The following is a 21458-nucleotide window of genomic DNA, read 5'->3' on the forward strand; positions in this document are numbered from 1 at the left end:
TTATGATGAAAAAGAGAGCAAAACAGAAAAGTATTTTTTCAAGGCTTGTAAAAAGCTATATTTTGTTTCTTATTGTGACAATTATTCTGTATCTCGCTGTAGCTATAGCATTATTGATGTATCTGGGAAATGGGAGACTTGGTAACGCTTCACCGCAGACAGTTGTTAAGTACGATGGAACGATTACCGATATGGAAGTTCTGGAGCGCATCGGGGGATGGGTTGAGGAGCTTGACGAAAACGGAAAAGTAGTTGATGTCGTAGGAGAGAAAAAAACAGATAAATACAGTTATGATATTCCGGAATTGGCAAACTTACTTGATATGGGATATGTGGCATATAACAGTAACGGACTTATCATAAGTCAGTACGATTCTTCTGAAAAAAAGGCATACTCAGCATGTGCAAGATATGTTGGAAATACGAAACGTGTATTTCTTGTCTTTTATCCCGCGGATATGGTGACATACAGAATGTCATACATGCTCTCAAATGAAAATGGGAGAATGGATCTGGGATTTCTCGCTATTTTTGCTGTGCTTTTCATTGCTGAGATTGTCGGAATCAGTTTTTATTTAAAAAGGCATATAGAAATGCCGCTTAAGTTTCTGATGCAGGGAATGGATGAAGTAAGCGCAGGAAAAAGAAATGTGGTCATAGACTATATTACTGACAAGGAATTTGAGGGTATCAGAGAAAGATTTAACAGCATGGCTGAAAAGCTAAAGGAGAGTGAAGATAAAAGGCATCAGGTGGAGCAGAGCAGAAATCTGATGCTTCTTGAGCTTGCTCATGATATAAAAAATCCTATCGCTTCCATAAAGGGAAGTATTTGTGCACTTGAGGAAGGAATTGTTCCAAAAGAGAAAATAGACGATTATTACAAGACTATTGAGATGAAGGCTGAAAGGATAAGGGCTCTTACTGAGGACATAAATACCAGTCTTAAGATGGAGAGTGATGATTATAAGCTGAATCTTGAGAATACAGATATATGCGAGCTTGTGCGCAGGATCTGTGCTGAGTTTTATGAGGAGATTACTGCAACAGGAAAAGAATTTGATATCGACATACCTGACGAGCCGATTTTTACTGAAGTAGATACACAGCTTTTTAGAAGGGCAATCAATAATCTTCTTGGTAATGCAAATAAGTATAATGAGACCGGTAATAATATAGGCGTAAGAGTATATGGTGACTTGGGCAGGCTTACAATTGATGTTTATGATGACGGCGAAGCTATAGCGAAGGATTTTGCCGTAAGGATGTTTGATTCATTTTCAAGAGGGGATACGACCAGAAAAACCGACGGAGGCACAGGACTTGGACTGGCAATTTCCCGCAAAATCGTTGAAAAACATCATGGCACGCTTGAATATAAACGGGATGCGGGTAAGAATTATTTTACTATTCAGATGATGACATGACAAAGAAAATGTGGGTTAACTTATGAAAAAGAGATTGATATGGCTGATGCTTAGCGGAATATGTCTATTGTATTCCGTGAGTATATACTTTGTGGGAAGTGGGACTTTTTCTTTTGTGATATGGCTTGTTGGAGCATTGTTCTTTGGAACATTATTCTGGCTTTCCGGGCAGGATAGATGGAAAAAGATTCCGGTACCGGTGCGAAGGATAGCTTATGCCTGTATAGCTGTAGTGATGGTTGTTTTTATCTTATGTATGTCAGCTATGATAAGCCATTTTAATGATAATGGGGCGAATGATCTTGATTACATAGTTGTCCTTGGTGCACAGATGAGAAATAGCGGACCGAGCATAATATTTAAATACAGACTTGACGCTGCTTATGAATATCTTTTACAGAATCCGGATACAATGTGCATTGTCTCCGGTGCTAAAGGGGCTAACGAGTTAGTAAGTGAAGGCGAAGGCGGAAAAGAGTATCTGATTTCAAAAGGAATTGATGAAAATAGGATTATTGCTGAAACTAATGCAGTAGATACAGTTCAGAATATAGTTAATTCTTTGGATATCATAGGTAATAGTAAGGATGTAAAGATTGGTGTTGTGACTAATAATTTCCATGTGTTTCGGGGAGTTCATATCGCTAAGAAGCTTACAGACAGTGAGGTATATGGAATAGCCGCATATACAGTTCCCTGGTATCTTCCAAACAATATGGTCAGAGAATGCTTCGGTATTTTGAGGGATATAAAGAAGTTGGGGATGTAGAAAAAAAGGGCATAATGTGCATCATGCCTGCATGAATGCATTATGCCCTTTGAATGTATTATAGCCTACGCTTACTAACTCTAGCAGATAAGCAATACTGTGTCAAATTCCAATTGTTTTTGTGCTAAAATAGGAGAAATGGACTGTGATCGTGATTAGTTACGGTTCAGTATCTGTTTCATTATATTGTTCTGTGGGGAGTAATGATGGGGAGATTAAAGAGAATAATTTCGGTTGTTTTTTCGTTGCTATTGGTAATCTGTACTCTATGTAGTTGCAGATTGCCTTATTTTGATGATACGCGCACTCAGGGGGAAAAGAAGTATCCTGAGTTTATTACAATAGATGTCTTTGATGTGCAGTCAAACACCAGAGGAATCCAGCGGGGATGGTTTGCCAAGCTCGTCCGCGATAAGTTTAATATGCAGCTCAATATCATAGCTCCCAATAAAGAAGAACATGGAAACGCTATTTTCGAGAGCATGAGAGCTTCCGGAAATATTGGAGATATTATATTCATCGGCGCGGATGATGGAAATCTCCGGGAATTGGTAAGAGAAGGTCTTATTCTTGATATGACAGATTATATAGATGGCAGTGAGAACCTTCTTAAATATGAGGATCAGATAAGGCTTACTTCAGCAAATTCCGATGCTGAGGGCTTATTTGCAATTCCAAGTGAGATTTCCTCCAATACGAAAGTTGGGGAAGCAGATTTCAGTGAGCCCACCAATGCACCTTCTATTAGATGGGATCTCTATAGAGAGCTGGGATACCCGGAAGTTAATACCCTGGAGGATATTTTGCCTGTGCTTTCCGGGATGCAGGAAAATGCAGGTAAAAGCGATAGCGGGGATGATGTCTATGCTTTTAGTCTTTTTTCAGACTGGGACGGCGGCATAATGCAAAATGCCGGAGCTATTACATCGCTTTATGGATATGATGTTTTGGGATTTGTTCTGATGAATCCTGAAACCGGAGAAATGGAGAGTATAGCAGATGAGAATTCGGCTTATTTCAGAGCCCTTAATTTCTTTTTTGAGGCAAATGCCATGGGACTTGTGGATCCTGATTCTCCTTATCAAAGCTATGACAAGGTTGCTTCAAAATACAGAGATGGAGCGGTTCTTTATTCATTTTGGCCCTGGATGGGGCAGTCTTTGTACAATTCTGAAACAAGACTTCGTGAAGGAAAGGGCTTTGCATCGCTCAGAATAAAGGATGCAAGCTATGTGACCTGGGGAAATGACCCCGGTGGAAAGCAAAGTTTTTGCATGATGATAGGAAAAAATACCAAGGACCCGCAGAGAATGGTGGATTTTGCCAACTGGCTTTTTTCCAAAGAGGGAATTGAGTGCAGCGGTTCGCCCACTGGTGATTTCAGAGGGCCAGAGGGGCTGACTTGGGAAATGACGGAAGATGGGCCTAAGTTTACCGAATTTGGCATAAAAGCATTCATTGACATGGAAGAGAATCTTGAGGTTCCTGAAGAATACGGGGGCGGGCTATGGAGTCAGGGAGTATCCGCTCTTAATTTCAAACCTGTTGATGTTCAGGATAGCGATGAAAACGGTGTTCCTTATCGTTATCAGCTGTGGGATGACTATGCCACCCGCAGCAAGACTGTGGTATACAGCGATTGGAGCAAATTATACGGAACAGATAAAGAACCTATAGCCTATTTTAAGGAACAGGATATGCTTACAATAATTCCCGGTGTTGAGTGGGGAGGTTTTGTTTATCCTGAGTATCTTCAGACAATTGAAGATCAGTGCAGGCAAACAATAGTTGACCACTCATGGAAAATGATATTTGCGTCTTCCAGGGCTGAGTATGACCTTCTTAAAAAGGAGCTTATCAGCACTTTGGATAAACTTGGGTTTGATCAGGTTTTGGAACATAATATGAAGGCTGCAAAAGAAAAACAGTTATTGTTTGATGCCGCATTTAAGGGGGATACGTAATGCACCGGGGACGCGTTGGCGGTCAGATGTACCGCGTTTTGATATTTGCCCTTTTAATTCCAATGGCCATTATAGGAGTAATGTCAATCTCGATTCTTATGGGCCAGATGAAGAATAGATATGAGGAACAGGCAAGGGCAGAGAATATCAGAATTAAATCAATAGTATTTGATATTACCTCAATTGTTTATACCAGTCTGGAACCGATTATTTCTTCACAGGAATATAGGGATATGTTTTCGTCAGACAGTTATGCTGTTGTTACTAAGGGCAGATATGATGCCCTTGATGCGGCAGTTTCTTCTATCATAAGGACCACAGCAGCAATTTCCTCCATCAATATATATACCAATAACCCCAAGGTTCCAACGGGCAATCATGTGATAAATGTTGGTATCAGCGGCGCTGAAAGATTTGGAGAAAATGCGGATAAAGCAGCGGGAAGTGGAGTTACTGATGATCCCTTCAGCAGGTTTGAGTGGTACAACGACATTGATCATTCTGCATGGGATTCCTATACCTGTATTCATGTGCCGCTAAATGAATATGAGAATGACTATGAGCTTGCACTTGTGCGGCGCTTTAATACAGGTTCTTCTGACAACAGAGCTTACATCGTTGTGACGGTTAGCACAAACTATTTAAGGAACAGACTGCTTACAACGGATAATTACATGCTCATAAGTCTGGATAAACATCCTGTATTTTTTTCCTCCAATTACAATGAGCGTGAGATAGAAATGCCGGAGTTTGAAGGCAATGGTGTAGATGAGTACAATTATATGGGTGATATGATGCTGGATGGAAAGCTTGCTCTTACCTGTATTTCCAGTTTTGTGCCCTATAAAATATCTTCAAGATTTTTTGTCCTTATAGGAGATTATAATGCGCATGAAGCCATAAAAGATATCATGAGAGGCTTTATTCTGGTTTTGCTTCTTGCATTGATAGTTCCATTTGTAATAGTTGTTCTTTATTCAAGGTATTTTACGACCAGGGTAAATACTCTGAGAGAAGCCATGCACAGAGCCAGTATAGGTGATTACGATATTATTGAGAATATAAGCGGAGACGATGAGCTGACTGATACCTTTATGGATTTAAAGGCTACAACACAGCAGATAAGAGAGCAGGAAGCTAAGTTCTATGAGACAAGGATCCATGAGCAGCAGCTTATTAATATGCAGCAAAATATGGAATTTAAGATGCTCTCCGGGCAGATCAATCCGCACTTTTTATATAATACTCTTGAGGCTATCCGGATGCAGGCCATTAGAGGAGGGGACAGAGGCGTCGCAACCAGCGTCAAGTATCTTGCCAAAATAATGCATTATGTTCTTGAGAGTACAGGAAAGTCAACTGCAACTCTTGCGGAGGAACTTACGCATGTGGAGAGCTATCTGCAGATTCAAAGGCTTCGCTTTGGAGAACGCATCAACTGGAATTTCTATATAGCGGAGGATTTTGATACTTCCAGGTATTTCTTACTGCCGCTTCTTTTGCAGCCTATAGTAGAAAATGCCGTAAGTCACGGATTTAAGGACATGGATCAGAATGGACATATCAGCATAATCGTTGAATTAGGCGGTGAGGAGCTCCTTATCACGGTAAATGATGATGGAAAGGGGATGAGCCCGCAACAGGTTAAAGAACTGAATTCTTCCATAAATGAAAAGAGACAGGAAAATGATGGGAAAGGTGCGGAGAGTATCGGACTTTATAACATCAACCAGAGAATCAAATATTTTTACGGAGGTGATTATGGTCTGAAAATCAGATCAAATCAGGGAAAAGGCACCAGCGTTGAATTGAGACTTCCTATAAACACATATGATTCTGATAAATGTACAAAAAGTACAGTGAATTATGTAGGATTAACAGGGTAATAAATTAACAGATTATTGTATAAAATTGCATTTGTAAGCGATGCTTTTTGGCTTGCAGGTGCAATTTTTTTGTAGCATGCGCTAATTGGGGGAGGGGAAAAGTGTCTAAAGAAAAATTGGCGAAATATGTCTATTACCCATTTCGGGCAATCTCTGTACTGCTTTTGGTGGTTCTGTTTTTTCCGGCGCTTAATGTTGCCAGAATAAGCGGCCTGATCAATAGGAGTATTTCTCTTCTTACAACAGGATTTTCGTACGGGAACTTAATTTCCAATTTTGGAAGAGCCTTTAAAAAAGGTTGGGTCATGGAATCTACCTTGAGGCTTCTGAATGTATCAAGTTTGATAATATGCCTTGGAATTATAGCCTGTGCTGTTGGCGCCTGTTTATCCCTTGGAAACAGAAAATGCAAGTTCTTGGGGAATCTTACCAATGTAGTCGGTTCACTGGTTTCAACATTTGCAATGGCAGGTGTTTGGAGTGCTTACCAGCAGATGGCGGCAACTACAAAGCCTTCCAAGATTGAGCCAATGTTTCCGGGATTCTTCTTTGTTATGCTTGGAATGCTTGTGCTGATGGTTTTGATTTCTGTCTTTGAGATATATCTGGTGGGAAAGCCGGCTAAGGATGAGAAGTTTGAGATGGAAACGAAATTCAGATTGTTCCTTATGTTTCTTCCCTTTATCCTTTTGACTTTTGTTTTCAGCTATCTGCCACTATGGGGATGGAGATATGCTTTTTTTGACTACAAAGCCGGCGATACCTTATCAATGGAAAACTTTGTTGGTTTTAAGTGGTTTCAACAGCTGATACGAAACAGATCCACCACCAAAGATATCCTTAATGTTATGAAGAATACCCTGGCTATGAGCGGACTTGGAATTGCTACAAGTTGGGTTCCAATGGCTTTTGCGATTTTTCTTTCTGAAATAAAAAATGACAGATTCAGAAGAGTAGTTCAAACCTTTACAACGATTCCTAATTTCATCAGCTGGGTTTTGGTGTTTGCTATTGCTTTCTGTATCTTTTCCACAGATGGTTTTATAAGTTCTTTTATGATGAACCTTGGAATCTGGACGGAGGGAAAGAATTTCCTTATGGATGGGTCCCACACCTGGATAAAAATGCTTCTCTGGGGACTATGGAAGGGACTTGGCTGGAGCGCCATTATCTATATTGCAGGAATTGCAGGTATAGACCAGCAGCTGTATGAAGCGGCAATTGTAGATGGTGCGGGACGATTCCAGAAAATGTGGCATGTAACAGTGCCGGGACTTATGCCCACTTTTTATGTGCTTCTTCTCATGGCGGTGGCAGGAATACTCTCAAACGGAATGGATCAGTACCTTGTATTTGAAAACTCTTCAAATACAGCACAGATCATGGTCTTGGATCTTTATGTTTACAAGATGGGTATCGTTAAAGGAGCCATTCCATTATCCACAGTGGTGGGTATGCTTAAATCTGTCATAAGTGTAACGCTTTTGTATGGAGCTAATACCATATCCAAAGTAATCAGAGGAGAGACTATAGTTTGATGAGGGGATGAAATGAGTAAGAACAAGCATAACAAAAAAATAAAGCTCAAGTTCGGAGATGTAGTATTTAACATCATCAATTATTCGGTGTTTGCGGCCTTTACTTTGGTTTGTATTTTCCCGTTTTATTACCTGTTCATTAACACCATAAGTGACAATGAACTTGTGAGAAAAGGCCTTATAAACTTTGTGCCAAAGGGAATACATTTTGAGAATTACATTCGTCTTTTACAGGTAAATGACCTTTTTGGTTCCTTTGCAGTAACTCTTGCAAGAACGGTGCTTGGAACCTTTCTCATGGTTCTGGCATCAGCTTTTGTGGGATATCTTGTAACGCAGCAGGAGATGTGGGGAAGGAGCTTCTGGTACAGATTTTTGGTAATAACAATGTACTTTAATGCCGGAATCATTCCATGGTATCTGAATATGGCTATGTTGGGACTTACAAACACTTTCTGGGCATACATAATACCCGGAATAGTTGCACCTTACAACATTATCCTGGTAAAGACCTATATAGAATCTGCCATACCTTCTGAACTTGAGGAAAGTGCTGCTTTGGACGGGGCTTCTCATATGAAGATTTTCATGAGTATCATACTTCCTCTGTCCAAACCGATTTTGGCTACCATTACCATATTTGGAGCAGTGGGACACTGGAACTCTTTCCAGGATTCGCTGATTCTCATGCAGTCAGCGCCAAAGCTATATACTCTTCAGCACAGACTATATATATACCTCAATACCACCAGTAATCTGGCGGCTCTCATGAGTGCCGGAAGTACATCCGGTATTAGCAAGAGTGTAATGGATTCTGCATTAAACGGAAAAGTAATCAAGTACACAATAGCAATGGTTACAATAATTCCCATTCTTTTAGTTTATCCCTTTATGCAGCGTTATTTTGAAAAGGGAATAATGATCGGGGCAGTAAAAGGGTAAGAGACCCTTAGTGATAATTATGCAACTCATAAGGAGGAAAGCTATGAAAATGAAAAAGGTACTGGCTCTTTTAATGACGGGCGTTATGACGCTGTCTCTGGCGGCCTGTGGTTCTTCAACGGCTCCTGCAGATGCAGTGGAAGAGGAGGCTTCGTCAGAAGAAAAGGCTGAGGGAAATGAAACTTCGCAAAGTGCAGACACAACAGAGTCTACAACTGAAGAAACAGGAGATACAGCTGAGAGCAGCGGACTTGAAGGCGATCTTTCAGACATTATTCCTGAACAGACTGTTACACTTGATGTTTACGATCAGCTTGCAAACTATTCAGGTGAGCAGACCGGCTGGTTTGGAAAAATAATGCTCGATAAGTTCAATGTTAAGCTCAATATTATACCTGAAAATGATGGCGTTTATGATACCCGAATGGAGTCCGGAAATCTTGGAGACCTTGTTATATGGGGAAATGACGGCGATGATTATCAGCATGCGATTGATAAGGGAATGCTCTTTGATTGGGAAGAGGATGATCTTTTAAATGAATATGGACCTTACATTGCAGCCAATATGAAGGCTGCCCTTGAAAAGAACAGAGGTATTTCTTCAGATGGAAAGCTATATGGTTACGGCTTTGATGTGACACGTTCTGCCGAAGATCCGGGATCTTTTATGTATACCTGGGATTTAAGATATGATCTTTATGAGCAGATCGGATCTCCTGAGATTAAAGATTTTGACGGAGTGGTTGATGCTCTTGAGAAGATGAAAGAAATCTGTCCTACAGATGATAATGGAAACCCAACCTATGGCGTATCTCTTTTCAATGATTGGGATGGCGACATGGTGATGTTTGTTAAGTCTACAGCTACAGCCTATTATGGCTTTGATGAATTTGGACTTGGATTATATGATCCTGATACACAGACCTTCCACCCTGTTCTTGAGGAGAACGGTCCTTACCTTACAAGCCTTAAGTTCTATAATACACTTTACCAGAAAGGACTTCTTGATCCCGACTCACAGACTCAGGGCTTTAACGGTATGCAGGAAGATTATCAGAACGGTACTGCATTTCTTAACGTGTTCAACTTTATGGGATCAGCTCTTTACAATTCACCTGACCACTTAGCAGCAGGAAAGGGTATGTTCCCTGTTAAACCTGCAGATGCTACACCAATCAGATATGGTCTTAACATTTACGGCGGAAACAGAATCTGGTCTATAGGTGCAAATACTGAATATCCTGAACTTTGCATGGCTATCATTAACTGGCTTACAACACCTGAGGGAAGAATGATTTCAGAGTATGGCCCTAAAGATGTTTGCTGGTACTATGATGAAAATGGAAAGACTTGTTTTACAGATATCGGTCGCGCCTGCAAGACAGATATTTCAACAGAAATTGGCAATGGCTACGAAGGAACTTATGATGATGGTTCATTTAAGATGAATAACTCAACATGGGCACTGGATGCACCTAATCCGGACAGTAATGGTGAAACATTCAACTATCGTAACTGGGCAAGCTACTCTACTGAAGCCGGTTCAGATATTGAACAGAAATGGAGAGACTGGACAGGAGCTGATACACCTGACGAGTATCTGGATAAGTTTAAATATGTCCTTGCTCCCGGAACAATGTACACCGGCGGCGTTCGCTCAGATGAACTTCAGGTAGTTTGGGATCAGGTTTCAACCTGTGTTAAGGATAATTCCTGGAAAGCAATCTATGCAGCAAGCGACGAGGAGTTTGACTCTATTGTTGCTGATATGAAACAACAGGCAGAAGAGTATGGCTATGCGGAATGTATTGAGTTCCAGGAAAATGAAGCTAAACTCAGAGCAGCTGCTGAGGATGATGCTAAATCAAAGTGATAATGACTCCCTTATTGGCAAAAAGCCCGCGGCGCCTTAGGCGTCGTGGCTTTTTCGTCTATGAAGTATATGATAAAATTAAATATGTTTCGTAAATTCAAGGAGCAACGTATAGAATGGAAACTGTGCTAATAGTAGATGATGAAGAGAATATAAGAGAAGGCATAAAGCTTATCATTGATTGGGAGGAACTGGGATTTGAGATAATCGGTGATGCTTCCAACGGTGAGGAGGCTCTTTCAGCTGCTGAAAAAATGAATCCTTCTTTGATAGTCATTGATATGCAGATGCCCAAGGTTCATGGTATTGATGTTATCAAACAGTTAAGGAACAGGGGCTACAATGGCTATTTTATCATCCTTTCAGGCTTCTCAAATTTCTATTATGCCAAAGAAGCTATCGTAAATAATGTTGCAAACTATATCACTAAACCAATAGATGAAGATGAACTTTTAGCAACAGTTAAAAGAATAAAAGCAGATATTGATAAATCCAGGAATGAGGGAAGCAGACTGGTTGAAATAAAAAGTAAAGCCAGAAGTGTCATAGTCAGGGATCTTTTGTTAGGGGTACCGGTAACTGAAGAAAACCTGATATCAATGGATTTACTCTATCCCAGATATCAGGTTATTATCCATGAGACCTACAATTCGGGAAAAGAGACTGTAGGATATAGATTATCGGATCTTATATCGGTGTTTTTGGATGAAAAAAGCTATGAAATTACTACAGTAGAGAGAAATGAGTGCATTCTTCTGAAAGGAAGGACTGCAATTTCAAGATTTGAAGATTTTATAAGTCATTATCAAAAATCCCCCATTGAATCCGATAGTCCTCTGGATAATATATTTATTGCTATCGGCAATGAATGTGAGCATTTTTTAGATATTGTAAGCTCATATGAAAGGGCTAAATGGCTTGCTAAAAGAAGATTTTTTTGTGATGAAGGGGAACATTTTATACGGAAAGAAAATAAAGATTTGCAGAGTGTTTCTGACAGCAAAGATAATAAAGCTCAAAAGGATTTTTTTGAAAATGTGATGAATGCCATTGCCTGTGGAAACAGAAATATGGTGGTGAATGCTCTGGATGAAATCTATGAGTATGTGAAAAAGCATGAGGCGGAGAGTACGGATGCATGTCTTTTCATGACTGAGATCATGCTTTCCTTAAAAGAAAAATTGACTAGGCAGTACTCTGTACTTTCCGATGTTTTTGACACCAATGCAGGTATTATTGAGTTTATCGAGAGCAGGTTTTACCTGTATGAAATAATCCAGTATATTTCAGATACCATGGATATTGTGATGAATAAGATATATTGCAGGCAGGATGGTGAAAATGTAATAGAGGACATTATCTTTTATATAGACAGGTTTTATGCACAGCCCCTTACTCTTGAGGAACTGGCATTGCAGTTTGGCTATAACTCAGGATACTTGGGACGACTCTTTGCAAAGACCACGGGCTGCGGATTTACTTATTATCTCAATGAATGCAGGATTAAAAAAGCCAAGGAGCTTCTCTTGGAGGGCAGACACAAGGTATATGAGGTGTCGCAGCTTGTGGGATACAGCGATGTGGATTATTTCGGCAGAAAATTCAGGAAGCATGCCGGTCTTACTCCTGCGGAATTCAAAAAGATGAGAGATAAGTGTTAAAATATGGATAATGCTATAATATAGCTTTGTACATCTGCAGAAAAAAATAAGCATGAGGAGAAAAGTTATACTGGCAGACAAGATATTGAGAAAAATTATCAACTGCGTATATTTTAGAGCAAATCAGATTGTGATAAGCTAAAGAAGCAAACAAATGTGGGGATTCTGCATTTGTTTGTTTTGCATTTTGAGAAAAATAATAATGAACAGGAGATGATTTTTATGAAGAATTGGCAGCATTGTGTTTGGTTTTTAGGTGGAGTCCTTTTTGGAACAGCAGGTGTAAAAGTCCTTTCAAGTAAAGATGCAAAGAAGTGCTATACACATACTACAGCGGCTGTCCTTAGGGCAAAAGACTGTGTAATGGACACAGCAAACAAGGTTCAGGAGAACTGCGACGATATTCTTGCAGAGGCAAAAGAAATAAATGCTGAGCGCAAGATAAAGGAAGATGAAGCAGTAGTTGGAGAATAATCGAATATGAAAATTGTCATTAAACATGAGATTAGTGGACGTATCCGCTTTTCCATGCCAAAAAGACGTTTTTCTTTTGAAGAAGCAGATAGATTACAGTACTATCTGCTTTCTCTTGATGGTGTGGAAAAAGCTACCGTCTATGAGAGAAGTGCTGACGCAGTGGTAGTTTATACGGGTGACAGAAAAGATCTGCTTTCTAAGATCTGCAGTTTTGATTCTGATTCGGAAGGTGTTAAGGCGCTTGTGCCTGATAATACAGGAAGAGAGCTTATGGCTTCTTATAAGGAGAAGCTCATCGGCAAGGTAATCCTTCATTATGGATGCAGACTTTTTTTGCCATCACCTATCAGAAGGATAAGAGCCTGGATTATGGCCACCAAGTTCATATACAGAGGTCTTGTCAGCCTATTTAAGCATAAAAAGCTTGAGGTCGCTGTTTTGGATGCTACGGCTATAACGGTATCTCTTTTGACAGGGGACTATCAGACTGCTTCGTCAGTTATGTTCCTATTGGGTGTCGGAGATTTGCTTGAAGAGTGGACACACAAAAAGTCTGTGGATGATCTTGCCAGGAGTATGGCTCTTAAGTCGGATAAAGTCTGGCTCAAGAAAGACGGCGTTGAGGTACAGGTTCCTATTAGTCAGATAGTACCCGGAGATGAAATCTCAGTGAGAGTAGGCAGTGTAATTCCATTGGATGGAACTGTTGTGTCAGGGGAAGCCATGGTTAATCAGGCGACTCTGACAGGAGAAGGAATTCCTGTTGAAAAGAAAGAAGGTGCCTATGTCTATGCCGGAACAGTCATAGAGGAGGGCGATATTGTCCTTAAAGTAGAGAAGGCATCAGGAGCAACAAGATACGAGAAAATCATAAAGATGATCGAAGAGTCAGAGCAGCTTAAATCAGGCGTGGAGTCAAGAGCTGAGCATCTGGCAGACAGACTGGTGCCATATACGCTTGGTGGTACAATTCTTGCTTATCTGATAACCAGAAATGTGACCAAGGCATTGTCTGTACTGATGGTTGATTTTTCCTGCGCATTAAAGCTCTCAATGCCTGTGACAGTACTGTCTGCGATGCGAGAGTGCCAGGATAACCATCTTACAGTAAAAGGTGGAAAATTCCTTGAAGCTATTGCAGATGCGGATACCATAGTGTTTGACAAGACCGGAACACTTACAATGGCTACACCTAAGGTTGTGGATGTAGTTACGTTTTCAGAAAATGATAAGGATGAGATGCTGCGAATTGCAGCCTGTCTTGAAGAACACTATCCCCACTCCATTGCTAATGCTGTTGTCGCAGAAGCGGCAAACCGAGGCCTTGAGCATAATGAAATGCACAGCAAGGTTAAATATGTAGTTGCTCATGGAATTGCGTCGGATATAGATGGCAAGAAGGTTGTCATTGGAAGCTGGCACTTTGTAATGGAAGATGAGCAGTGTGTGGTACCTGATGGTGAACAGGAAAAGCTGGATGGCATTTCAAAGCAGTATTCAAGGTTGTTCCTGGCTATAGGCGGCAAGCTATCTGCTGTGATTTGCTTAGAGGATCCGCTGCGACCTGAAGCACCTGACGTTATCAAAAAGCTCCATGAGGCCGGCTTTAAGAATATAGTAATGATGACAGGCGATTCAAAGCATATAGCAAAAAGAGTTGCGAAAGAGGTTGGCGTTGATTCTTATTATGCAGAGGTTCTTCCGGAAGAGAAAGCAGGATTTGTTCAGCAGGAGAAAGCAAAGGGTCATACAGTTGTAATGATCGGTGATGGCATAAATGATTCTCCTGCACTCTCAGAAGCAGATTGTGGTATTGCAATCAGTGAAGGTGCACAGCTTGCCCGTCAGATTGCAGATGTGATGATATCCGAGGATGACCTGTATAAACTCATTACTTTAAAAGAACTTAGTGGTCTTTTGATGAAAAGGATACATTTTAACTATCGTTTTGTTGTTGGATTTAATCTGGGGCTGATTGGTCTTGGATTACTTGGAACCATAGCACCTGCAACAAGCGCTACATTGCATAACGGTTCCACGATAGCGCTTGGACTGCATAGCATGACAAACCTAAAGAGAGATAAGAACCAATAAGAAAAAAGAAGTTATTGAATGATGTTCATTATTGCGATACTACGTGAAAATCCAGATTTTCTATGGCTTTAATAAAGATATCGTCATCAATTTCTCTGTCAAATTCTATATCAACGCGACCTTTCTTAAGGTTAACTTTACATGACGCGCCATCAATACTGTTGATGGTGCGTTTTACTCTGTTCCTGCAGTTTTCGCAGTGCATTCCTTCTACAAAAAATGTTCTTTTCCCTATAACAGGGTTATTGAGTTTTTTATCAGGTTCCTTAACTGTGGAGCTTTGGCCGCAGCAACCGCCTTCTCCCTTGAAGTGCTTGATTGAGCCTGAAATGGCAATTGAAATAATAAGTATAAGGACAATAATTGAAACTATATTGGAAATCATTAATTCACGCTTTCTTGATAAATATTATCAACTAATAGTATTGATACACTTGTTAGTGTATACTAACATAATTTATTAGAAATGTCCAGAAAATATAAGGAGGCGAGTATGAGCTTAAGTGAATTAAGAAAGAACAGCCAGGCAGTTGTTGAAAAACTGACAGGTGATGAGAGATTTATGAGCAGGATTACATCCATCGGTCTTACACCGGGGTGCAGTATCAGGGTTATCAGAAACGATAAGAACAGACCTATGCTCATCTATTCAAGAGACACCCTTATTGCTCTTAACAGAAAAGAGTGTATGGGAATTGAGGTTACGGAGGTGGCAGGATGAGTAGCGCAACGATAGCCCTCCTGGGGCAGCCCAATTCCGGCAAATCGACACTTTTTAACGCTCTGACAGGACTAAGGCAGCATGTGGGTAACTGGCCCGGCAAGACAGTTGAGAAGAAAGAAGGCAGTTTTGCATATAAGGGTATGGAATGTGCTATTGCCGATCTTCCGGGTTCCTACAGTCTTACTGCAAATTCTGATGAGGAACTGATCACGAGAGATTATATTGCATCCGGAAAAGCTGATGTGGTATGCATTCTTGCGGACAGTTCACAGCTTGAGAGAAGCCTTTTCATGACTGCCGATTATGCAGGTATTGATGTGCCAAGCTTTCTTGTGCTTAACATGGCAGATGTTGCTAAAGATCAGGGAAAAACAATAGATGTAAAATCAATTGAGGAAAAGATTGGAATTCCGGTACTTCTTTTTTCTGCTACAGAAGGAAAAAAATATGAGTCATATTATGAGACTATGGAGCGAGCGGTAAAAGAGAAATCCAAGATAAACGTAAGAGCACTTGAAGCCGAATATGAGAAGATAGAAGGGTACAATCAGTTAAAAGAATTGATTCCGGAAGGTATAGTCAGCGGTTTTACAAGTATGTGGCTTTCCGTTAAGGCACTTGAAGGGGATAAGCAGGTGCTTTCAATGTTGAAGGCTAAGCTTTCTTCGGCTGATTATAAAAAAGTGGTTGATATCTGCAATAGCAGTCAGGGAGCTATTGCAACAGGAAGCAGTAAATTCAGATGGATTGATGAGATATTGGAGGGGAGTGTTACTTCCAGAAAGGAAAGCATTGCGCTAGGAAAACTTGATAAGATATATCTCAGCAGAGTATGGGGAAAGCCGGCGGTTATCTTAACTGTTCTGCTTGGTCTTATTGCCTCGTTTATTCCGGCGCTTCCATTTATGGGAATAGGACAGGGAATCGCTGCAATAAAAGCACCTGTCGCCGCTGCGCTTAGTGCTGCAGGCGCTCCGGACATTCTGATCCAGATAATATGCACTGTTCTTATCCAGTCATTCTGCTATATAGTTCAGATGCTGGGATTTGTTTTTGGTGTCACACTTGTTTTTGGACTCCTTGAGGAAGTCGGTGTCATGGCACGTATTTCCTATGTTTTTGACAATACTATGGGCAAACTTGGCCTTCAGGGAAAATCTGTTATGCCTTTCCTTGTAAGCTTTGGCTGCACCATGGGAGGTGCAGCAGGAGCAAGAGTTATCGATAACTGGGGACAGAAGGTTCTTACCATAGCGCTGGCTTGGGCAGTTCCATGTGGAGCAGCATGGGCTGTAATTCCTATGCTTTCGGCTGTGTTCTTTGGCCCCGGAGCGGTGCTTGTGATCGTTGCAATTCTTATTACAATGGTTCTTCATATGTGGGTAACAGCTAAGATATTTGGAAGAAAGCTTGTGCAAAAGAGCGACAGATATGGAATGATAATGGAACTTCCGCCATATCATAAGCCTAAGATTGGAGCACTTCTTCGTTATGTTCTTGGAAGAACCGGAGATACATTTAAGCGTGTAACAAGCGTTGTGCTCTTGGTATGTGGCGTGTTCTGGCTCTTAAGCTATACTTTTGTTCCTGGTACGCAGCCGATTTTGTATCGCATTGGTACAGCAATTGAGCCTGTCACGAAAGTTTTTGGGCTTGGATGGCAGCTGTTTATAGCATTTATTGCATCTGCAGTTGGAAAAGAGGGCGCAATAGGTGTTATCAGTGCTCTATTTACCGGAGGAAATCTTTCAGCAGCCTTTAATGATGCCATGAGCGGAGCAGGTGCAGCATCAAATTTGAATGAGATTCTTCTTTCAAATGTTTCTAAAGCGGAAGCTCTTGCTTTTATCTTTGCGATGACCTTTAACATGCCATGCGTTGTAGCTCTTGCAGCCACATTCCAGGAGACGTATTCAGTCAAATGGACTGCAAGGATTGCTCTTTATTACACTGCTACAGCACTCCTTTTGGCAGCGGTGGCTTATCGTATTGGACTGATTATATTTTGATATTGTGCTTTCTGGGGATTTATTATGAGGGATTTAATTGAACTATTAAGTGATGGACATGCCAGAACTGAGAAGCTTCTGGCAATCGAACTTCACACAACAGTTGAGGATGTAAGAAGACAGATAGAATATTTGGAACACATGGGTATAATCCACAAAGTAGATGTTTCCTGCTGCAGCAATGGCTGCGGCGGGGATTGTGGTAAGTGCGCTCCCAAGGATGGATTTAAGAATATGGGAGCGATGTATGAAATTGTTCTGAAAAAAGCTATATCATGATGTGAAAAGAATCAATAACCTTAAAGAGTATTCCATTCTTGTTTACCTGGTTCTGTTTGATGTGGACTGTTTGCGATATGCAGAGGGCGTCATGCCTGTATGCTTTTTAAACTGTCTTATATAATGCTCTGTGGTATCGTACCCAACAGCTTCTGCTATGGTCTGCACCGTCATGGTGGAATTGGCAAGAAGATCCTGCGATCTTTCGATTCGGACAGTTCGCAGGATATCTGTGTAATTCATGCCTGTGAGCTCTTTTATCAGTCTTGATGTATATTCATTGGAATAGTGGAACTTATTTGACAGATCCGACAAGGTAACGTCTTTGTAGTTTTCCTGAATATACTGGATAAGAGCATAGCGCTGGACATCTACTCTGGAATCGAACAGGGGCATCTGAACAGATTCGGAGTACCGTCTTATTATCAGATAGAAGTCGAGGAGTAGGGTGTTTGTTATGGCCTGGTAGTGGTACTCTTCCTTGTTGCGACTCTCTGTTAACATCCATATGAAGGACTCGGAAATGGTCGCGTCCTGGCCGGTCCTGAACATTATATAATCGTTCGCCTTTTTGGCATAAATGTTGTTCAGAAAGAAGGATGAGAGGATGTTACGGGTGTTGAGAAAGGAGTAGAACATAGTGTGAAGTGTATCACGGCGCAGCATTATATTTATGGCGATAGTGTCGTCAAATACCGCAAAAGAATGCCTGATTCCCGGTGGGATCACGCAGAAATCTCCTGTTCTCATCTCAATGGTATTGCCCGATATAGTCTGGGTGCATCTGCCATCGTAAATATATGAGATTTCAAAAAAGGTATGGCTATGCTCAATATCCGGGCTGTATCTTTCGTGCTTTTGAACAATAATACTGTCATTGTCAGACAGATCAAAAAAGAAATAATCCTCATAAACATTGGGGATTGTTTCTTTTTTTTCTTTGATAAGAAGGTGCTTACTCAGCACCATTTCCATGTCAAGATTCTTAAGAAATTCTCTAAGCGAATCCGGGTTCTTCCCTGCGAGGTAGTACTCTCTATAAAATGCTTCCACCTCTGTAACATCGTATATATGCTGCTTTAATGCATTAGCGTCCATTTTATTCTCCTTATATTGAGGGCTCCTATTAAATATACTATATCTGCTCGGCAAGTAGATGTCAAAAAATCAAAGATTTATATAAAAATTATTATATTTAAATCATAAAACATCAATAATATTGAGCGATTTTGTGAATTATGTTCAGTGCTTTTTAAACATATAATTGCATCATAAAGAGCGCCGTTACAGAAAGGAATGGGCAGTTATGAATAAACCAGTTCTTGAAATGAAGAATATCAGCAAACGATTCGGAAGCGTCGTGGCTCTTAACGAGGTTGACCTTGAAGTTTATCCCGGCGAGATCAGAGGCCTGATCGGTGAGAACGGATCAGGAAAATCCACTATTTCCTCAATAGCTGCCGGAATGCAGAAAGCAAATGAAGGAGAGATGTTTTTTAAGGGAAACAGATGGGAACCGGCCAGTATGATAGATGCACTGAACAAGGGCATTGGAATGGTTGTTCAGGAAAGCGGAACCATTGGAGGAATATCGGTGGCTGAAAACATGTTCCTTGCCGAACTTGGGAGCTTTAAAAACAAATTTGGCCTTGTGGACAAGAACAAACTGGAAAGAAAAGCAGATGAGGCTCTTAAAAGCGTTGGGATAGCAGGTATCAGCGGAAGAGATGCGATGGGAAGGCTGGACTTTCAGGACAGAAAGCTGGTTGAAATAGCCAAAGTTATCATGAAAAACCCGGATATTCTGATCATCGATGAGACATCAACTGCGCTGTCCCACGATGGAAGGCAGATCATGTACAGTCTGATCAGAAAAATGAGGGATGACGGAAAGTCAGTGATCTTTATATCTCATGATCTGGACGAAATCATGGAAGTCTGTGACACGTTGACGGTACTCAGGGATGGAAACATCATAAGGACTTTTGAAAAAGAGGAATTTGATGCAGATGCCATCCGCAGCAGCATGATAGGAAGAGAGCTTAAAGGTGATTATTACAGGGCGGATACGGAGTGTACATCTCTTGATGAAGTGGTACTCAGCGCTCAAAGCCTGAACTACAAAGATAATTTAAAGGACGTTTCACTGGAGCTCCACCGCGGAGAGATTGTGGGAGTCGGTGGCCTTGCGAGCAGCGGGATGCATGATCTGGGTGAAGCCCTTTTCGGAGCGCTAAAGCTTGATTCGGGGCATGTTATCTGCGGTAGTGGAAAAGAGATACTCAGCCCTCACAATGCAATGGGGCAAAAGATCGGATATGTGTCGAAAGACAGAGATCAGAAATCGCTTTGTCTCGATGCCAGTATAAAAGACAACATTGCTATCGCCGGAATGAATATCTTTAAAAACAAAATAAACCTTGTTACTTCATCCGGTGAGAAAAAATATGTAAAAAAACAGGTGGATGAACTTAAGATTAAATGTTCAGATATGGATCAGGCAGTAGGTCAGCTTTCGGGTGGCAATAAGCAGAAGGTTGTCTTTGGTAAATGGATAGGCTGCGGAAGCGAGATACTGATCCTGGATTGCCCCACAAGAGGCGTGGATATCGGAGTCAAGCAGGCGATGTATCAGCTCATGGTAAAGCTCAAAAATGAAGGCAAGGCAATACTTATGATAAGCGAGGAGCTGCCGGAGCTGATAGGTATGAGTGACAGAGTACTCATTATGAAGGACGGAGAGATCACAAGAGAGTTTAAGAGAAGCAGTACCCTCAGCGAGGGAGACATCATAAGCTACATGATCTGAGGAAGGTAAAAGAGATGACAGATAAAAGAAAAACCAACATAAAACAAAAAATCATATCCTTACTTCCCATTGCCGCTTTACTGGTTTTGTTTGCAGCATTTCTGGTGGTGGTAAGCATAAATGGTTACAGGCTGGATATGTACCTGAAAATAGTATTTAATGAGGCTCTTGTTCTTGCGGTGGTTGCTACTGGGGCGATCTTCATTTATACCCTTGGCACCTTTGATATAAGCCTTGGAGCATCAACGCTCTTTGCAGCCACTATGGGGGTCATGACTTATAACAAGACTCAGAGCCTTATTTTGATGATCGTCGCGATATTCGCAGTGGGTATCACAGCTTCACTGCTGAATTCGGTTTTAGCCTCGGTTTTTCATATACCTCCCTTCGTGACAACTGTTGCCATGATGTCGGTTCTTTCAGCTCTCTCAGCACAGATCATCACAAGTTATGGAGGAGCTCTTGGCGGAATAAGTATTCCCAGCGAAGTTGTAAAGCCCTTTGACAACATAGGTTTGAAGGCAATGCTTTTAATAGCCTTTTTTGCCATATGCTTCTTTGTATTCCAGTTTACGAAGGCCGGAAGAAGGATGAAATTTGTGGGCGGAAATCCAATTTGTGCAGAGCTTACAGGAATAAAGGCAAGTAAATATACGATCCTGGCTTTTGTGATGGCGGGAATTGGAATCGGCCTCGGAGCATTTTTGACACTTTGCTATACCCCATCGGTTACTACTACAACAGCATCAAGTATAGGAATGAATATCTTTATTGCGATCGTTTTCGGAGGAATGCCAATCTCAGGAGGTGCAAGAAGTAAGATTTACGCGGCACTGATCGGTGGCTTCTCATATATTTTGCTGAATGACATTCTTGAGATAGTCATAGACAGCAGCGCAGCATACGGCATCACACAGGTGATCAGTGCAGTCTTTTTCCTGGCGGTGGTTTATGTAACCAGCATGAATTACAGGACAGCACTGTTACCAAGATAAAGGAGGAAAAT

17 protein-coding genes are annotated in these 21458 nt (G+C 41.0%); 15 read left to right on the forward strand and 2 right to left on the reverse strand.

Features of this window, described 5'->3' with window-relative positions; genetic code table 11:
- Nucleotides 1-2: 2 nt before the first annotated feature.
- The 10 genes from BM086_RS12235 (at nt 3) to BM086_RS12280 (ending at nt 14631) form a co-directional block, all read left to right on the forward strand.
- On the forward strand, nt 3-1427 hold the full coding sequence (locus tag BM086_RS12235) for a HAMP domain-containing sensor histidine kinase (RefSeq protein WP_092326966.1): 1425 nt from the start codon (nt 3-5) through the stop codon (nt 1425-1427).
- Between the two features lie 22 nt (nt 1428-1449).
- Complete coding sequence (locus tag BM086_RS12240) at nt 1450-2196, forward strand: YdcF family protein (protein ID WP_092326969.1); 747 nt, start codon at nt 1450-1452, stop codon at nt 2194-2196.
- Between the two features lie 203 nt (nt 2197-2399).
- Entirely contained in the window at nt 2400-4160 is a 1761-nt protein-coding gene (locus tag BM086_RS12245; protein WP_141107745.1) for an ABC transporter substrate-binding protein, read from the forward strand.
- On the forward strand, nt 4160-6046 hold the full coding sequence (locus tag BM086_RS12250; RefSeq protein ID WP_092326975.1) for a sensor histidine kinase: 1887 nt from the start codon (nt 4160-4162) through the stop codon (nt 6044-6046). Before BM086_RS12245 ends, BM086_RS12250 begins: the two co-directional genes overlap by 1 nt.
- A gap of 101 nt (nt 6047-6147) precedes the next feature.
- Nucleotides 6148-7584, forward strand: a complete 1437-nt coding sequence (locus BM086_RS21415) for an ABC transporter permease subunit (RefSeq protein ID WP_092326978.1) — start codon at nt 6148-6150, stop codon at nt 7582-7584.
- 12 nt (nt 7585-7596) lie between these two features.
- On the forward strand, nt 7597-8526 hold the full coding sequence (locus BM086_RS12260) for a carbohydrate ABC transporter permease (protein WP_092326981.1): 930 nt from the start codon (nt 7597-7599) through the stop codon (nt 8524-8526).
- Nucleotides 8527-8569: 43 nt separating this feature from the next.
- Nucleotides 8570-10399: an extracellular solute-binding protein gene (locus BM086_RS12265; protein WP_092326984.1), complete on the forward strand. Its 1830-nt coding sequence runs from the start codon at nt 8570-8572 to the stop codon at nt 10397-10399.
- Between the two features lie 116 nt (nt 10400-10515).
- Complete coding sequence (locus tag BM086_RS12270) at nt 10516-12060, forward strand: response regulator (RefSeq protein ID WP_092326987.1); 1545 nt, start codon at nt 10516-10518, stop codon at nt 12058-12060.
- A 213-nt stretch (nt 12061-12273) separates the two neighbouring features.
- On the forward strand, nt 12274-12534 hold the full coding sequence (locus tag BM086_RS12275) for a DUF6110 family protein (RefSeq protein ID WP_175560262.1): 261 nt from the start codon (nt 12274-12276) through the stop codon (nt 12532-12534).
- A gap of 6 nt (nt 12535-12540) precedes the next feature.
- Nucleotides 12541-14631, forward strand: coding sequence for a heavy metal translocating P-type ATPase (locus BM086_RS12280; protein WP_092326990.1), 2091 nt, complete (start codon nt 12541-12543; stop codon nt 14629-14631).
- A gap of 28 nt (nt 14632-14659) precedes the next feature.
- Here BM086_RS12280 and BM086_RS12285 read toward each other — a convergent pair whose 3' ends face one another.
- Complete coding sequence (locus BM086_RS12285) at nt 14660-15016, reverse strand: heavy-metal-associated domain-containing protein (RefSeq protein ID WP_242952191.1); 357 nt, start codon at nt 15014-15016, stop codon at nt 14660-14662.
- Between the two features lie 108 nt (nt 15017-15124).
- Here BM086_RS12285 and BM086_RS12290 point away from each other — a divergent pair, with 108 nt between their 5' ends.
- Genes BM086_RS12290 through BM086_RS12300 form a run of 3 tightly spaced genes read left to right on the forward strand, consistent with a single transcriptional unit; the run spans nt 15125 to nt 17643 of the window.
- Complete coding sequence (locus tag BM086_RS12290) at nt 15125-15352, forward strand: FeoA family protein (RefSeq protein ID WP_092326992.1); 228 nt, start codon at nt 15125-15127, stop codon at nt 15350-15352.
- Complete coding sequence (gene feoB, locus BM086_RS12295; RefSeq protein WP_092326995.1) at nt 15349-17364, forward strand: ferrous iron transport protein B; 2016 nt, start codon at nt 15349-15351, stop codon at nt 17362-17364. Before BM086_RS12290 ends, feoB begins: the two co-directional genes overlap by 4 nt.
- Nucleotides 17365-17388: 24 nt before the next feature.
- Nucleotides 17389-17643 carry a FeoC-like transcriptional regulator gene (locus tag BM086_RS12300; RefSeq protein WP_092326998.1) on the forward strand — a complete coding sequence of 85 codons (255 nt, stop codon included), beginning with the start codon at nt 17389-17391 and terminating at the stop codon, nt 17641-17643.
- Nucleotides 17644-17685: 42 nt separating this feature from the next.
- Here BM086_RS12300 and BM086_RS12305 read toward each other — a convergent pair whose 3' ends face one another.
- Entirely contained in the window at nt 17686-18741 is a 1056-nt protein-coding gene (locus BM086_RS12305; protein ID WP_092327000.1) for an AraC family transcriptional regulator, read from the reverse strand.
- A gap of 208 nt (nt 18742-18949) precedes the next feature.
- Between BM086_RS12305 and BM086_RS12310 the strand changes: the two genes are divergently transcribed.
- Nucleotides 18950-20452: a sugar ABC transporter ATP-binding protein gene (locus BM086_RS12310; protein ID WP_022779854.1), complete on the forward strand. Its 1503-nt coding sequence runs from the start codon at nt 18950-18952 to the stop codon at nt 20450-20452.
- A 14-nt stretch (nt 20453-20466) separates the two neighbouring features.
- A complete protein-coding gene (locus tag BM086_RS12315) occupies nt 20467-21447 on the forward strand; it encodes an ABC transporter permease (protein ID WP_092327003.1) in 981 nt (326 codons plus the stop codon).
- The last annotated feature ends 11 nt before the right edge of the window (nt 21448-21458 follow it).

The sequence above is a fragment of the Butyrivibrio sp. YAB3001 genome (assembly GCF_900112195.1).
Classification (GTDB): domain Bacteria; phylum Bacillota; class Clostridia; order Lachnospirales; family Lachnospiraceae; genus Butyrivibrio.

Excerpts from the sequence above, each read along its gene's own strand:
- BM086_RS12245 (WP_141107745.1), top strand. The coding sequence starts at position 2,400 with ATGATGGGGAGATTAAAGAGAATAATTTCGGTTGTTTTTTCGTTGCTA.
- BM086_RS12270 (WP_092326987.1), top strand. The coding sequence starts at position 10,516 with ATGGAAACTGTGCTAATAGTAGATGATGAAGAGAATATAAGAGAAGGC.
- BM086_RS12240 (WP_092326969.1), top strand. The coding sequence starts at position 1,450 with ATGAAAAAGAGATTGATATGGCTGATGCTTAGCGGAATATGTCTATTG.
- BM086_RS12260 (WP_092326981.1), top strand. The coding sequence starts at position 7,597 with ATGAGTAAGAACAAGCATAACAAAAAAATAAAGCTCAAGTTCGGAGAT.
- feoB (WP_092326995.1), top strand. The coding sequence starts at position 15,349 with ATGAGTAGCGCAACGATAGCCCTCCTGGGGCAGCCCAATTCCGGCAAA.
- BM086_RS12275 (WP_175560262.1), top strand. The coding sequence starts at position 12,274 with ATGATTTTTATGAAGAATTGGCAGCATTGTGTTTGGTTTTTAGGTGGA.
- BM086_RS12305 (WP_092327000.1), bottom strand. The coding sequence starts at position 18,741 with ATGGACGCTAATGCATTAAAGCAGCATATATACGATGTTACAGAGGTG.
- BM086_RS12310 (WP_022779854.1), top strand. The coding sequence starts at position 18,950 with ATGAATAAACCAGTTCTTGAAATGAAGAATATCAGCAAACGATTCGGA.
- BM086_RS12315 (WP_092327003.1), top strand. The coding sequence starts at position 20,467 with ATGACAGATAAAAGAAAAACCAACATAAAACAAAAAATCATATCCTTA.
- BM086_RS12265 (WP_092326984.1), top strand. The coding sequence starts at position 8,570 with ATGAAAATGAAAAAGGTACTGGCTCTTTTAATGACGGGCGTTATGACG.
- BM086_RS12280 (WP_092326990.1), top strand. The coding sequence starts at position 12,541 with ATGAAAATTGTCATTAAACATGAGATTAGTGGACGTATCCGCTTTTCC.
- BM086_RS12300 (WP_092326998.1), top strand. The coding sequence starts at position 17,389 with ATGAGGGATTTAATTGAACTATTAAGTGATGGACATGCCAGAACTGAG.
- BM086_RS12250 (WP_092326975.1), top strand. The coding sequence starts at position 4,160 with ATGCACCGGGGACGCGTTGGCGGTCAGATGTACCGCGTTTTGATATTT.
- BM086_RS12285 (WP_242952191.1), bottom strand. The coding sequence starts at position 15,016 with ATGATTTCCAATATAGTTTCAATTATTGTCCTTATACTTATTATTTCA.
- BM086_RS12235 (WP_092326966.1), top strand. The coding sequence starts at position 3 with ATGATGAAAAAGAGAGCAAAACAGAAAAGTATTTTTTCAAGGCTTGTA.
- BM086_RS12290 (WP_092326992.1), top strand. The coding sequence starts at position 15,125 with ATGAGCTTAAGTGAATTAAGAAAGAACAGCCAGGCAGTTGTTGAAAAA.